The sequence below is a fragment of the Gemmatimonadaceae bacterium genome (assembly GCA_036504815.1).
Taxonomy (GTDB): domain Bacteria; phylum Gemmatimonadota; class Gemmatimonadetes; order Gemmatimonadales; family Gemmatimonadaceae; genus PNKL01.
Map to the genome: position 1 here is coordinate 12334 of DASXUN010000003.1, position 14184 is coordinate 26517.

Genomic DNA, 14184 nt, shown 5'->3' on the forward strand with positions numbered 1-14184 from the left:
CCTCTCCTGACACCCAGTTCCCATGCGTTCCTTCTTGATCCGCGCCCTGACGCTCGTCGCCGTTGTCGCCATGCCGGCGTTCGCCAGCGAGGCGGAAGCCCCCAAGGGCGGCCTGCTGTCGCCGGCCGGCGGCCTGATGTTCTGGACGGTGCTGGTCTTTGCGATCCTCTTCTTCGTCCTCTCCAAGTTCGCGTTCAAGCCGATCCTCGCCGCCGTGGAAGGGCGCGAGCAGGAGCTGCGCGAGACGATGGACCAGGCGAAGGCCGATCGCGAGCTGGCCGCGCAGCTGCTCGCCGAGCAGAAGCAGCAGCTCGAAGCGGCCCGCGCGGACGCGCAGAAGATCATCGCCGACGGGCGCGCGACCGCCGAGAAGATGCGCGCCGACCTGATGGAGCACACGCGCACGCAGCAGGCCGACATGCTCGAGCGCGCCAAGCGCGACATCGAGTCCGAGAAGCAGGGCGCCATCGCCGAGCTGCGCCGCGAGGCGGTGGACCTGGCGATCGCCGGCGCGAGCAAGGTGATCGAGAAGAACCTCGACGACGCCTCCAACCGCGCGCTCGTCGACAAGTACCTCGCGGCCATCGGGTCCAAGTAATGCAGAGCTCCGCGATCTCCCGGAACTACGCCGACGCGCTGCTGACGCTGGCCACCAAGGAGAACGGCCGCGACAGCTTTGGCGCGTACATCAACGGCCTGGCCGATGTCCTGGAGCACGACCAGACGTTCCATCGCTTTCTCGCCGCGCCGCAGGTGAGCGAGGTGAAGAAGAACGAGGTGCTGGGCAAGGCGCTGGACGGCAAGGCGCCGGCGCTCTTCGTGCGCTTCCTCCAGAAGATGGTGTCGAACCGCCGGCAGATGCTCATCCGGGAGGTCGCGGAGGAGTACAACGACCTGCGCGACGAGCAGGAAGGGCGCGTGCACGCGCGCGTGACGGTGTCGCGCGAGATGAGCGACGCCGACCGCGACGCGCTGGCCGCGTCGCTCACGCAGGCGATCGGCAAGACGGTGGTGCCGCACCTCCACGTCAACCCGGCCATCCTCGGCGGCGTCATCGTGCGCATCGGCGACACGGTGATGGACGGGTCGGTGCGGCGGAGGCTCTCCGTGCTCAAGGCGGGGATGACTCGCTAGGACCCTGGTGCAGGGGCACGGAGCAGGGTGTGGTGCACAGGAGGGGGAGATTGAATGGGGGCGGCCGCTGGCCGCCCCTTTGTTATTCAACCGCGTCGACTGTCGGCGCGCGTCGGGGGGCGGCATCTTTGCATAGAGGATGGCCGCATGGAGGGCCGGCATGCGCATGGGATGGGTGGCGGTGATGGCGATGGGAGCGGTGACACTCGGCGCGCAGTCACCGCGGGCGGTGACAGTGCGCGTGACGACGTCGGGCGGTCAGCCGGTGCCGTATGCCCTGCTATCGGTGGATGGGACGCCCGATCGCATCGCCGACGCGCGCGGCGGCGTGACGCTTGTGCTCCCGGCGCGCGATTCCGTGCGGGTGTCGGCGCGGCGCATCGGCTTCCGGCCGCTCGACGGCTGGGCGCGGCGGGCGGCGAGCGACGACGCATTCGAGGCGACGATGATGCCGATCGCGGCCACGATGGATACGATCCGCGTGATCGCGGCGATGGTCACGCCACTGTCCAAGACGGGGTTCTACGACCGCGTGGAGCGCGTGCAGAAGAGCGCGATGCTGGGCGAGTTCATCACGCCGGAGGAACTGGGAGCGAAGAACTATTCGCGACTCTCGGAGATCATGCAGGGGCGGCAGTACAGTCACATCGCCATGAAGAATTCAGGAGCGCGATCGCAGCCGGTGCTGCAGGGGCGTGGACGGTGTCCACTGAACATCGTCGTGGACGGGCATCCGGTGAAGAACACGATCCAGGACGAAGCGGTGAGCGGCGTGCCACTGTCGATTATGTCGCGCGGTTCGAGTCAGATCACCGGGGGAAATAATCCGATCGGCCTCGACGAGATCGTCGACGGACGGTCAATCATGGGAATCGAGATCTATCCGAGCACGGCGAATGCGCCCGCGGAGCTCATTCCGATGGCGTCGCGCGGCGGGTGCGGCCTGGTCGCCATCTGGACGGGGCCGCGAAAGTGAGGCGAGACGTTCGCGGGAAGGTGCGGGAGTTGGTCGCGTGCTGATGCGTCGTCGCTCTCGATGTGCACTGGTCGCCGCGCTTGCCGGTGCTGCGCTCGCCGCTACCGTGCTCCCGACACCAGTGCGCGCGCAATCGGTGCAGGGAACACTGCTGCGCGCCGACTCGATGCCGGCGGCCGGGGTGATCGTCGTTGCCACGCGCGGCGCGCGGGACAGCGTGCTGGCGCGCACGATGACCAACGGCAACGGCCGCTACCTGCTTACCCTCACGCCGGGCCCGGTGGCCCTGCGCGCGCTGCGCATAGGGCACCGGCCCCACGTCTTCGCGGAATTCACGGTGACGGCCGGGATGCGACGCGATGCGCGGACGGTGCTGCCCAACGATCCGATCGTGCTCGCGGCCGTCACGACGGAAGCGTCGTCGCGCTGCCGGCAGTCGGGGACGGCCGGCGCGAACGTGGCGACGGTCTTTGAGGAGGCGCGCAAGGCGCTGCTGGCGTCGACGCTCAAGTCGGGGGATGGTGATCCGCTCGCGCGGCTGAGCGTCTTCGAACAGGCGCGGTCGGTCGGCAATCGCGGGTACTCGCAACCCAAACTGGAATTCCAGGAAGGCGTGACGCTCAAGCCGTTCCAGAGCCTGAAGCCCGATTCGCTGGCGAAGGTGGGCTATATGGTGCTGGACCTCACCTCGGCGGAGTACTACGCACCCGACGCGGAGGTGCTGCTGTCGGAGTCGTTCACCAGCACGCACTGCCTTGGCCTCAGCGAGGGGAAGGACGCGACCGCGGGGCTGATCGGGCTGACGTTCCGCCCGCAGCAGCTCCGGCGGAATTACGTGGATGTCCGCGGCACGCTGTGGCTCGATCGCGCGACCAACGAACTGCGCCGCATGGAGTATTCGTACGACGGGCTGCCCATCACGATGCAGCGCGCGGACCCTGGCGGCGATGTGGAGTTCACGCGCCTCGCCGACGGCACGTGGTTCGTGAGCAAGTGGGAGATCCGGATGCCGCGGATGACGCTCTCACCGGGGACGCCGCAGCTGGTGGGGCTGTGGGTCAAAGGGGGCGAGGTCTGGTGGATTCGCCGCGGGCGATCGCTGTTGTATACCAATGGCCGCGACGAACCGGCGAAGGCCGAGCAAGTGGCGGCGACGGCGGCGGCCAGCGCGGAGCGTGACTCGGCGGCCGCGGACTTCGCGTGCACGCCGGCGAACCCCGGCGATCTCGGCGGACTGCTGGTGGGGACGGTGGTGGACGAACGCGGCGCGCCGCTTGCTGATGCAGTGGTCACGGTGGAGTGGAAGGGGAACTTCAACACCGCCGGACGCGGCATCACGTGGGAGATGCAGGGGTTGAGCGCGATCACCGGGCGTGACGGCACGTTCGGCATCTGCGGTGTGCCGACCGGCCAGATGCTGAGCGTGGCGGCGCAGTACGGCACGCGCAAGACGCCGAAGGCGGCGGTGCAGATTGCGCCCAGCATGCGCGTCGCGGCGCGGGTGGAACTTCGCGTGGTCGGCGTCCGGGGCAACGCGCCGGCGAAGGGTGTGGTCGTGCGCGTCCGCAGCGACGCCGGCGTCGCGATCGCGCACGCCCTGGTGGAAGTGGAAGGCGGGCGCGGGCGCGTGACGGACGACAGCGGGCGCGTCTTCCTGGATGCGGCGCCCGATACGCTGCGCATGGCCGTGCGACGGATCGGGCACGCGCCGTTCTCCGGCCGCATCGGTCGCACCGCGTCGGGCGAGTTTGCGGTGACGCTTCGACCGCTTGCGCAGACGCTCGCGGCGGTGCACGTGGTGGAGCGCGGCGTGAAGTCGCCGCTGGAGCTGTCCGGATTCTATGACCGGGTGCTGCGCGCGCAGCGTGGGGCGTTCAACGCCGACTTCATCACGCCCGAGGAATTGGAGACGCGTCGCGGGGCGCGCCCCAGCGACCTGTTCCAGGGGCGGCGGTTCGTGGCGCCGGCGCGCACGCCGGGGGGCAGGCCGCGGACGTTCCTGCAGGGACGAGGGCGCTGCAACATGACCGTCTACGTCGACGGACAGTTGCTGCGGCCGGATTCGCCGCGCGGCGTGATTGCCATTGACGAACAGCTCGACGCCAACGCGATCAGTGCAATCGAGATCTACGCGAGCGCGGCCAATGCGCCGGCCGAGCTGATTCCGCTGGTTGGCGCGGTGGAGGAAGCAGCGTGCGGGATTGTGGCGATTTGGACGGGATCAAGACGGTGAGGGGGGCGGGTTCTCCCGCGCCAAGCCCCCGCACTCCGCGCTCCGCCCCCCGCTCCCTGTCCTTTGTCTCTCCCGCGGGCCAATTTTCCTTCGCTATGGCCGACTCTCCCCTCAACCGTCGCGGTTTCTTCTCGCAGGGCCTGTCGCGCCTGCTGGGCGAGGTGGTGGATGCCGTGTCGCAGCGGGTGTCGCCGGTGCCGTATGTGCGGCCGCCGGGCGCCATCGCCGAGCCGGCGTTTCTCGCGGCGTGCACGCGATGCCGGGAGTGCGGGGCCGTCTGTCCGGCGCTCGCGATCCGGATGCTGCCTTCGACGCACGGGATCGCCGCCGGGACGCCGGTGCTGGAGGTGGATGACCGTGCCTGCATCATGTGCGCGGACATGCCCTGCGTGACGGCCTGCCCCACGGGCGCGCTGCTCGCGCCGAAGCAGGGCTGGGCCGACGTGAAGATGGCGGTGATCGGCATCGACGACCGGCGCTGCATCGCGTTTCAGGGCATCGAGTGCGGGGTCTGCACGCGAGTCTGTCCGGTGGGCGACGCGGCCATTCAATTGGATGACAAGGGGCGGCCGTTCATTGGCGCCGCCTGCACGGGGTGCGGCAAGTGCGTGACCGCGTGCGTGACGACACCCAGCGCGATGACCGCGCGACCCGCGAGGAACTGAGATGGACGGAAAGAGCCACGTGCAATTCGTGCCGAAACCGTGGGGGCACGAACTGATCTGGGCCCACACCGACCAGTATGTGGGCAAGGTGCTGCACATCAAGGCCGGCCAGGCGCTGAGCGTGCAGTACCACAACCAGAAGGACGAGACCATCCACCTGCTGCGCGGCGACATGATCTACCGCGTGGACTTCAGGGACGGACGCGGGCTCGTGGACGTGCCGTTCAGCGTGGGCGAGAGCTACCGCAACACGCCGGGCGTCATCCACCAGATGGAAGCGGTGACCGACTGCGATGTGCTCGAGGCCAGCACGCCGCACCTCGACGATGTCGTACGGCTGACCGACCGCTACGGTCGAGAGGGGACGAGCGCGCCATGAAGGTGATCATACCGCTGGCCGGCAAGGGGACGCGCCTGCGCCCCCACACGCACACCGTGCCGAAGCCGATGCTCAAGGTGGCGGGCAAGCCGGTGATGGACTACGTGCTCGACGACGTCCGCAGGCTGGGCGACGTGACCGAGGTCATCTACATCACCGGCCACCTGAAGGAGACCGTCGAGGCGCACGCGCGCGCGGCCTACGCCGACATGCCCGCGCGCTTCATCGAGCAGAAGGTGCAGGACGGCACCGCCGGCGCGGTCGCGCTCGCCAAGGCGTTCGTGCAGGAGCCGGTGCTCATCATCTTCGTGGACACGATCTTCGACGCGGACCTGGGCGTCATCAAGACGAGCCCCGACGATGGGATCATCTGGACCAAGGAAGTCGAGGACTACCAGCGCTTCGGCGTGGTGGTGACCGACGCCAATGGCCACATGACGAAGATCATCGAGAAACCGAAAACCCCGGTCTCGAAGCGGGCGAACATCGGGCTGTACTACATCCACGACTGGAAGCTGCTCTTCGAGGGGATCGACCAGGTGCTGACGGCGCCCAAGAACCAGGGCGAGTACTACCTGACCGACGCCTTCCAGTACATGATCGACCACGGGGCCAAGCTGAAGGTGCTCGACGTGCATGGCTGGTACGACGCGGGGAAGATCGACACCCTCCTCGATACCAACCGCGTGATGCTAGAGAAGGGACTCGCGCGGAAGCCGAAGGACCTCGAGGACTGCACCATTATCGAGCCGGTGTACATCGAGGACGGCGTGGTCGCGACGGGTTCGACCCTCGGGCCGAACGTCTGCGTGCTGGCGGGGTCCAAGCTGCTGAGTTGCACGGTGAGCCACACCCTAATTGGCGCGCAGAGCATGCTGGCGCGCTGCACGCTCACCAAGTCGCTGGTCGGCGACCGCGTGGTGCTCGAGGGGGTGCGGGGCGAGGTGACGGTGGGGGATGATGCTGAGGTGAGAAGCAGGGCTTAACAGCGACTCAGGATATGGAATCCGGATCAGGAATGCGGATTGCGATTCACGAAAGCGATGGACGATTCTACGGGGAGGGGACGATGCGTGGACTGCGAGTGATGGGGATGGGAATGCTGCTGGTGCCGGCGCTGCTGGTGGCGCAGGCGAAGCCGGCGCCGAAAGCGCCGAGCAAACCGGCGATGCCGCACGACATGAGCAAGATGGGCGCCGATACGGGCATGAAACATGACATGGCGGGAATGAAGCACGACATGTCCGCGATGGGGCAGGGGATGGGCATGGGCGACATGAAGAGCGGGTGGGCCGAACTCGATGCCTTCCACAGCCTGCTGATGTCGACGTGGCATCCGGCGCTGAAGGACAGCCTGACGATGGCGCGATCGCTGGCCCCGCAACTCGCGGCGAGCGCGGAGAAGTGGGCGAAGTCGAAGGGGCCGGCCGCGTGCGACAACGCGACGGCGCGCAAGGCGCTGCCGGGGATCGTCGCCGACGCGAAGACGTATGCGAAGGTCGTCGCCGACAAGGGCAACGATGCCGCCGTGAAGGCCGCCCTGAAGAAGGTGCATGACGGTTTTGAGATAGCGGGCAAGCCGTGCATGCAGGCCGCGATGAAGGTGAAGGGCGGGATGGGGATGGGCGCGATGATGGGACGGAAGACGGGTTGGAAGGAGTTCGACGCGCTGCACACGCTGGTGATGAACGTCTCGATGGCGGCGAACAAGGGCGACCTGAAGCCGGCGCGCGAGAAGGGCGCCGAACTCGCGAAGGCGGCGGACGCGTGGCAGGCATCGAAAGGCCCCGCATCGTGCGATAACGCCGCGGCGCGCAAGGGAATGCCGAAGGCAGTGGCCGACCTGAAGGCGATCGCCACCCTCGCCAGGAGCCAGGGCAATGACGACGCGCTCAAGGCGGCCATCAACCAGGCGCACGACTCGTTCCGGCCGGTCGCGCAGCCGTGCATGATGGGAGGGATGGCGAAGGCGTCCGACGCCAATAAGCCGGCGCCGGCAATGGATCACTCGAAGATGGACCACTCGAAGATGGTCCAGCCGCAGCCCAAGAAGCCGTAGCGCGCGGCCGTTCGGCATTGAACTCCGCCAACCTGACCACAGGTGCCGGTCACGTGAACGCCCCGCTGGCCCGTCGGCCGGCGGGGCGTCTCTCTCGCGATCTCGCGCGCGCCCGGGTACTTTTTTCGGGTCCTGAGTGTGGGAGATCGTCGTGTCACACGCCTCTGATGATCGCGCGGGCCTGACCCGCCGCGACTTGCTGAAATCGGCCGCCTTCGCGGGCGCGGCCCTTGGCGCCTCCGGCGCCGTCTTCCCCGCGATCGCCGAGTCGGTGTCGGCGGGCGCCCATCCTGACGAGGCGCCGCCCGCCCCCGCGTGGGCGAAGACCATGAAGGGCGTTCCGTTCGAGCGCCACGAGACGGTGCGCATCGCGATCGTGGGGACGGGCCTGCGCGGCCGCTCGGTGCTGCACGAATTTCTCGGCTGTCCCGGCGTGCGGGTCACCGCGCTCTGCGACAACGTCGCCGACAAGGCGCAGAAGGCCGCCAAGATGGTGACCGATGCGGGCCAGCCGGCGCCGGCGCTGTTCACCGACGGCGATCGCGCGTTCGAGCAGCTGGTGCTTCGCGACAACATCGACTTCATCCACACGGCGACGCCGTGGGAATGGCACGTGCCCGTGATGCTGGCCGCGCTGAAGGCGGGCAAGCACGTGTCGAGCGAGTGCCCGTTCGCGATGACGCTCAAGGACCTGTGGGAGCTGGTGGACGCGAGCGAGAAGTACCGCCGGCACTGCCTGCAGCTCGAGAACTGCAACTACGGCTACAACGAGATGCTGGTGAACCGCATGGTGCACGCCGGCGTGCTCGGCGAGCCGCTGCACGGCGCGGCCGCGTACCTGCACGACCTGCGGGGCATCGTGTTCGAGGACCGCGACGAGGGGCTGTGGCGGCGTCGGTGGCACACCACCAACAATGCCAACCTGTACCCCACGCACGGGCTCGGCCCGGTGGCCTGGTATCTCGACGTCCACAAGGGCGACAAGTTCGAGTTCATGGTGTCGATGAGCACCGAGGAGCGCGGGCTGACGCTCTATCGCGACGAGACGGTGAAGGACAAGTCGAACCCGAAGTGGCAGGAGAAGTACATCACGGGCGATCTCAACTCGTCGCTGATCAAGACGGCGAAAGGGCGCACGATCCTGCTGCAGCACGACGTCTCGAACCCGCGGCCGTATTCGCGCCTCAACGCGATTCAGGGAACCAAGGGCATCTTCGAGGATTACCCGGCGCGCATGTACGTCGATGGCCAGGCGGGCGGCGAGCGGTACACCAACCTCGATCCGTGGAAGAAGGACTACGAACATCCGCTGTGGACCCAGCTCGGCGAGCAGGCGCGCAAGGGCGGGCACGGCGGGATGGACTTCGTGATGGCGTGGCGCCTGGTCCAGTGCCTGCGCGAAGGGTTGGTGCCCGACATCGACGTGTACGACTCGGCGGCCTGGAGCGCGCCGTTCCCGCTGAGCGAAATTTCGGTGGCCAAGGGATCGGCGCCGGTGAAATTCCCCGACTTCACGCGCGGCAACTGGAAAGCCTAGCCCGATCGCCTGCGGTCTCCCGTCTTCCGTCTCCTGTTTCCCGTCTTTCAATGACCTTCGCCAGAATCGACTGGATCATCATCGCCGCCAGCATCATCATCTCGTTCCTGCCGGCGATCTTCTTCGCGCGGCGGGCGAGCCAGAACACGGCGGAGTTCTTCACATCGGGACGGGCCGCCCCGTGGTGGCTGGTCGGCATCTCGATGGTCGCCACAACGTTCTCCACCGACACGCCGAACCTCGTCACCAACATGGTGCGCGAGAAGGGCGTCGCCGAGAACTGGGCCTGGTGGTCGTTCCTGCTGACGGGAATGATGACCGTGTTTTTCTACGCGCGACTCTGGCGGCGCTCCCGCGTGCTGACCGACCTCGAGTTCTACGAGATTCGGTACTCAGGCAAGGCGGCGCAGGCGGTGCGCGGCTTCCGCGCCATCTACCTGGGGCTGTTCTTCAACTGCTTCATCATGGCGACGGTGAACCTGGCCGCCGCGAAGATCGGCAACATCGTGCTGGGCTGGCCCACGTGGCAGACGCTCCTCGTCTGCTCCGTCATGACCATCTTCTTTGCGTCGGTGTCGGGGCTGTGGGGGGTGCTCGTGACCGACTCGCTGCAGTTCGGCATCACGATGACGGGCGCCTTTGCGGTGACATATTTCGCCCTGAAGCAGCCGGAGATCGGCGGCCTCAGCGGGCTGTTCGCCAAGGTGCCGGCGGAGTCGCTGCACATGCTGCCGGACTTCGGCAACTGGTCGTCGGCGCTGGTGGTGTTCATCATCCCGATCACCATCCAGTGGTGGTCGGTCTGGTATCCGGGCGCCGAGCCGGGGGGCGGCAGCTACATCGCCCAGCGGATGCTGGCGTCGAAGAGCGAGAAGGACGCCGTCATCGGCACGCTGCTCTTCAACGTCATGCACTACGCGCTGCGCCCGTGGCCGTGGATCCTCACTGCGCTGGCGTCGACGATCATCTATCCGCAGCTCAGCGACATCGGCAAGACGTTCCCGTACGTGGACCCGTCGCTCATCGGCCACGACATGGCCTACCCGGCGATGATGAAGTTCCTGCCGGCCGGTTTCCTGGGCCTGGTGGTGGCGGGAACGCTGGCCGCGTACCGGTCGACGATCGAGACGCACCTGAACTGGGGCACGTCGTATCTGGTGCACGATTTCTACCGGCGCTTCCTCAAGAAGGACGGCACCGAGAAGCACTACGTGCTCATGGGACGGCTCACGACCGCCGGGCTGATGGTCTGCGCGGTGGGGTTCTCGTACCTGCTGGGGACGGCCAAGGAGGCCTTCGAGCTGATTCTCTCGGTGGGCGCCGGCACGGGCCTGCTGTACCTGCTGCGCTGGTTCTGGTGGCGCATCAACGCATGGAGCGAGATCTCCGCGATGATCGGCTCGTTCGTGGTGGCGCTTGGCTTCTTCATCGCGCGGCGCTCCGGTGTGGAGATCTCGGCCACGACGTCGCTGCTCATCACGGTGGCGAGCACGACGGTCATCTGGGTGTCGGTGACGCTGATGACGCAGCCCGAGGACCGCGCGACGCTGGTGAAGTTCTACCAGCTGGTGCGGCCGACGGGCCCGGGCTGGAAGCCGATCGAGGCGGACGCAGGCGTCGGCGGGTCGCTCGACGGGCTGCCGCAGTCGCTGCTGGGCTGGGTGCTGGGGTGCAGCTTCGTCTACTCGGCGTTGTTCGGGGTCGGCAGCTTCCTGTATGGTCACATGCCGCAGTTCTATGCGGCGCTGGCAGTCTTTGCGGGTTCTGGCTACGGCGTGTACCGGGTGCTGCAGGGATTCTGGACGGAAGGCGCGGACCCGAACTGATGAGCGTTCGCTGATGCGCACCACGCAGGCGGTGATCCTCGCGCGCGGCCTCGGCTCCCGGATGCGGCGAGCCGAGGCCGCGGTGGCGTTGGATGCGGCGCAGGAGCGGGCGGCCACCGCCGGACAGAAGGGGATGATGCCGACGCTCGGGCGGCCATTTCTCGACTTCGTGCTGTCGGCGCTCGCCGACGCGGGCGTCACGGACGTGACGCTCATCGTCGCGCCCGATCATTCGCTGATGCGCGACTATTACGAGCGGCAGTCGCCGCCGCGGCGCGTGCGATTGCGCTGGGCGGTGCAGGCGGACCCGCGCGGCACGGCAGATGCGGTGCTCGCCGCCGCCGGGCACGTCAACGACGCGCCATTCCTGGTGCTCAACTCCGACAACTACTATCCGGTGGCCTCGTACGACGCCCTCTGCGCGCTGGGCGGCGCGGGGCTGGTGGCGTACGAGGGTGAGGCGCTGATTCGCGACGGGAACATCGACCGCGAGCGGGTGATGGCCTACGCGCTGCTCGACATCGATGCCGACGGCGTGCTGCGCGCGATCGTCGAGAAGCCCGCCGCCGATCATCCATTGGCGCAGCGCGCCGAGCGGTGGGTGAGCATGAACCTGTGGAGCTTCACGCCGCGCATCTTCGAGGCGTGCCGCCGCGTGACGCCGTCGGTGCGCGGCGAGCTGGAACTGCAGGATGCCGTGATGATCGCGGCCCACGACCTGGGCGAGACCTTCCACGTCGTTCGTGCGCACGCCGGTGTGCTGGACCTGTCGCGCCGCGCTGACGTGGCCACGATCGGCGACCACCTGCGCGGGGTCACGGTTCAGCCGTGACCTGGCGCTACCGCACGCCGGGGCGCATCGAGCTGGTCGGCAAGCACACCGACTATGCGGGCGGCCCGTCGCTTACCTGCGCGACGCCTTTTCACATGCATGCGAAGGCGGAACCGATCGCGGAGCCGGTCGTGCGCGTGCACGACCAGCGCAGCCGGGCCACGATGGAGGTTCCGCTGGCGCGTGAGGCCTCGCTTACGGGGCCGCGATCGTCGGTGTATGTCGCGGCGGTGGCGCGGCGTATCGCGCGCGACTTCCCGGCGGCACGCGCGGGGGTGGCCATTTCACTCGGCTCGTCGATTCCGACGGCCATGGGGATGAGCAGTTCGAGTGCGCTCGTCATCACCATCGCGATGGCGGTCTTCGATGCCAACGCGCTCTGGACATCGTCCGAATGGTCGTCGGTGGCCGGAGACGAACTCGCGTTCGCGCAGTATTGCGCGGCGATGGAGAGCGGTGCGGCGTGGGGACCGTTCGCGGGCGACACGGGTGTGGGAACGCGCGGCGGGGCGCAGGATCACATCGCCATCTGCGCCTCGCACGCGAAATCCGTGGCAGCGTTCGCGTATCTCCCCGGACGGCTGGTTCAGCGCGTGCCGTGGCCGGACGGCTGGCACCTGGTCGTGGCGACGAGCGGCGTGAAGGCGACGAAGACCGGGAATGCGATGCACGCGTACAACCGTGTCGCCGATGCGGTGCGCGCGCTCGTCGCGGTGTGGAACGCCGACACCGGCCGCGCCGACGGCACGCTGTCCGAGATCCTGCATTCGGCTCCCGGCGCGTTCGATCACGCGCTCTCGCTGGTGGACCGCGCGGCGGGTGAATGGATGAGCGCCGACTACCTGCGTGAGCGGGTTCGACAGTACCGCGAGGAGACGACGGTCATCGTGCCGGGAATGGTCGACGCCATCGCGCGCGGCGACGCGGGCGCCGCCGGCGCGTTGATGCAGCGGTCGCAGGAGATGGCGGAGCAGGCGCTGCAGAATCAAGTGCCGCAAACCGTCTGGCTGGCCGCGCATGCGCGGGAGCATGGCGCAGTGGCGGCGACGGCATTCGGGGCCGGGTTCGGCGGCGCCGTGTGGGCGCTCGTCGCGGAGGGAGATCCGGAGCGGATGGCGCACGAGTGGATGCGGGCGTTCACCGCGGTGCCCGGCTTCGGCGGTTCGCATCGGGAAACCGCGCGCGTGCTGGTGCCGGCCGAAGGTGCCACGCGGGGGGCGGCATGAGCGCGCGGTCCGCCACTCCAGCAGGCGGTGCGCGCGGCCGATTGCCGCGAACCGTCAAGGCGCTGGCCGCGGTGTCGTTCTTCACGGATGCCGCCAGCGAGATGATCTATCCGCTGCTCCCGGCTTTCCTGACCGCGACGCTCGGCGCCAGCGCGGCCTGGGTGGGCATCATCGAGGGAGCCGCGGACGCGACCGCTTCGATGTTGAAGCTGGCCAGCGGGTGGTGGTCGGACCGCGTCAGGAAGCGCAAGCCGCTGATCGTCTTCGGCTACACGCTGGCGGCGGTGCTGCGTCCGCTGGTGGCGGCGGCGGGCGCGGCGTGGCAGGTGCTGGCGATCCGCGTCGGCGATCGCGTGGGCAAGGGAATCCGTGGCGCGCCGCGCGACGCGATGATCGCCGACGCCGTCGCGCCGAATGACCGGGGGCGTGCCTTCGGGGCGCAGCGCGCGGCCGATCACGCAGGAGCATTCGTCGGTCCGCTCATCGCGTTCGTGCTGCTGCAGTGGGTGGGCGTGAGCGTGCGGACGGTGTTCTTGCTGGCGGCGATTCCGGGAGCGATCGCGGTCCTCGCGGCGGTGTTCGGGGTGCGAGAGGGTGATGGCGGAGGGCGGACGGCTGATGGCGAAGTACGGCCGATCGCAGAGACCGGGCAGGCGGCCAATGATCCAGCGGCGACAGCCACTGCAACCGCGGCTGGTGCGCACGCGCCACTCGGTGCCCACTTCTGGCGCTACCTTGCGGTGCTCGTCCTCTTCACGCTGGGCAACTCGACCGACGCGTTCCTCCTGCTGCGTGCGTCGCAGCTGGGCGTCACCGCGGCTCTGCTGCCGATCCTCTGGGCGGCGCTGCACGTGGTGAAGTCGGCGACGAGCATTCCGGCCGGCGTGTGGAGCGACCGGGTGGGGCGGCGCACGATGATCGCCGCGGGGTGGCTCTGGTACGCGCTCGTGTATGTCGGCTTCGCATTCGCCACCGAGACCTGGCACGCCTGGGCGCTCTTCCTCTCGTACGGACTCTTCTTCGGCCTCACGGAGGGCGTGGAGCGCGCGCTCGTGGCCGACCTCGTGCCCGCGTCGCGGCGCGGCATGGCATTTGGCTGGTACAACGGCGTGCTCGGGGCCGCCGTGCTGCCCGCCTCGGTGGCCTTCGGCCTGATGTGGGACTGGAAGGGAAGCGCCTTCGCCTTCACCGTGGGCGCGGCGAGCGCATGCCTGGCGGCAATCGGTCTCGTCCTGGTGCGCCCGACGCGCACGGCCTGACGCACCGCCTGACGCGCCGTCCGGCGCTCCGCCTGACGCTCCTACACGGCAACGGCCG

13 protein-coding genes are annotated in these 14184 nt (G+C 68.4%); all 13 read left to right on the plus strand.

The window, feature by feature from the left end; translation table 11 throughout:
- The first annotated feature begins 22 nt into the window (after positions 1-22).
- The 13 genes from atpF (at position 23) to VGJ96_00540 (ending at position 14126) form a co-directional block, all read left to right on the plus strand.
- The gene (gene atpF, locus VGJ96_00480; GenBank protein ID HEY3285575.1) at positions 23-598 is read left to right on the plus strand and encodes a F0F1 ATP synthase subunit B; all 576 of its coding nucleotides are present in this window, start codon (positions 23-25) and stop codon (positions 596-598) included.
- Positions 598-1134 carry a F0F1 ATP synthase subunit delta gene (locus tag VGJ96_00485; GenBank protein ID HEY3285576.1) on the plus strand — a complete coding sequence of 179 codons (537 nt, stop codon included), beginning with the start codon at positions 598-600 and terminating at the stop codon, positions 1132-1134. The genes atpF and VGJ96_00485 overlap by 1 nt, the downstream gene beginning before the upstream one ends.
- 160 nt (positions 1135-1294) lie before the next feature.
- Entirely contained in the window at positions 1295-2110 is an 816-nt protein-coding gene (locus VGJ96_00490) for a hypothetical protein (GenBank protein ID HEY3285577.1), read from the plus strand.
- 106 nt (positions 2111-2216) lie between these two features.
- Positions 2217-4343 (plus strand): carboxypeptidase-like regulatory domain-containing protein, encoded by a 2127-nt coding sequence (locus VGJ96_00495; GenBank protein HEY3285578.1) that lies wholly within the window; start codon positions 2217-2219, stop codon positions 4341-4343.
- 95 nt (positions 4344-4438) lie between these two features.
- Complete coding sequence (locus VGJ96_00500; GenBank protein HEY3285579.1) at positions 4439-5008, plus strand: 4Fe-4S dicluster domain-containing protein; 570 nt, start codon at positions 4439-4441, stop codon at positions 5006-5008.
- Between the two features lies 1 nt (position 5009).
- Positions 5010-5387 carry a cupin gene (locus VGJ96_00505; protein ID HEY3285580.1) on the plus strand — a complete coding sequence of 126 codons (378 nt, stop codon included), beginning with the start codon at positions 5010-5012 and terminating at the stop codon, positions 5385-5387.
- Positions 5384-6373, plus strand: a complete 990-nt coding sequence (locus VGJ96_00510) for a nucleotidyltransferase family protein (protein ID HEY3285581.1) — start codon at positions 5384-5386, stop codon at positions 6371-6373. The genes VGJ96_00505 and VGJ96_00510 overlap by 4 nt, the downstream gene beginning before the upstream one ends.
- 83 nt (positions 6374-6456) lie before the next feature.
- On the plus strand, positions 6457-7446 hold the full coding sequence (locus tag VGJ96_00515) for a hypothetical protein (protein ID HEY3285582.1): 990 nt from the start codon (positions 6457-6459) through the stop codon (positions 7444-7446).
- A gap of 151 nt (positions 7447-7597) precedes the next feature.
- The gene (locus tag VGJ96_00520) at positions 7598-8983 is read left to right on the plus strand and encodes a Gfo/Idh/MocA family oxidoreductase (protein ID HEY3285583.1); all 1386 of its coding nucleotides are present in this window, start codon (positions 7598-7600) and stop codon (positions 8981-8983) included.
- A gap of 50 nt (positions 8984-9033) precedes the next feature.
- The gene (locus VGJ96_00525; GenBank protein HEY3285584.1) at positions 9034-10809 is read left to right on the plus strand and encodes a sodium:solute symporter family protein; all 1776 of its coding nucleotides are present in this window, start codon (positions 9034-9036) and stop codon (positions 10807-10809) included.
- 13 nt (positions 10810-10822) lie between these two features.
- Positions 10823-11641 carry a sugar phosphate nucleotidyltransferase gene (locus VGJ96_00530; GenBank protein ID HEY3285585.1) on the plus strand — a complete coding sequence of 273 codons (819 nt, stop codon included), beginning with the start codon at positions 10823-10825 and terminating at the stop codon, positions 11639-11641.
- Positions 11638-12867 carry a galactokinase family protein gene (locus VGJ96_00535; protein HEY3285586.1) on the plus strand — a complete coding sequence of 410 codons (1230 nt, stop codon included), beginning with the start codon at positions 11638-11640 and terminating at the stop codon, positions 12865-12867. Before VGJ96_00530 ends, VGJ96_00535 begins: the two co-directional genes overlap by 4 nt.
- A gap of 41 nt (positions 12868-12908) precedes the next feature.
- Complete coding sequence (locus VGJ96_00540) at positions 12909-14126, plus strand: MFS transporter (GenBank protein HEY3285587.1); 1218 nt, start codon at positions 12909-12911, stop codon at positions 14124-14126.
- Positions 14127-14184: the final 58 nt, after the last annotated feature.

Bases quoted from the DNA above. Each gene is read 5' to 3' on its own strand.
- atpF (HEY3285575.1), top strand. From the start codon at position 23: ATGCGTTCCTTCTTGATCCGCGCCCTGACGCTCGTCGCCGTTGTCGCC.
- VGJ96_00485 (HEY3285576.1), top strand. From the start codon at position 598: ATGCAGAGCTCCGCGATCTCCCGGAACTACGCCGACGCGCTGCTGACG.
- VGJ96_00490 (HEY3285577.1), top strand. From the start codon at position 1,295: ATGCGCATGGGATGGGTGGCGGTGATGGCGATGGGAGCGGTGACACTC.
- VGJ96_00500 (HEY3285579.1), top strand. From the start codon at position 4,439: ATGGCCGACTCTCCCCTCAACCGTCGCGGTTTCTTCTCGCAGGGCCTG.
- VGJ96_00505 (HEY3285580.1), top strand. From the start codon at position 5,010: ATGGACGGAAAGAGCCACGTGCAATTCGTGCCGAAACCGTGGGGGCAC.
- VGJ96_00510 (HEY3285581.1), top strand. From the start codon at position 5,384: ATGAAGGTGATCATACCGCTGGCCGGCAAGGGGACGCGCCTGCGCCCC.
- VGJ96_00515 (HEY3285582.1), top strand. From the start codon at position 6,457: ATGCGTGGACTGCGAGTGATGGGGATGGGAATGCTGCTGGTGCCGGCG.
- VGJ96_00525 (HEY3285584.1), top strand. From the start codon at position 9,034: ATGACCTTCGCCAGAATCGACTGGATCATCATCGCCGCCAGCATCATC.
- VGJ96_00530 (HEY3285585.1), top strand. From the start codon at position 10,823: ATGCGCACCACGCAGGCGGTGATCCTCGCGCGCGGCCTCGGCTCCCGG.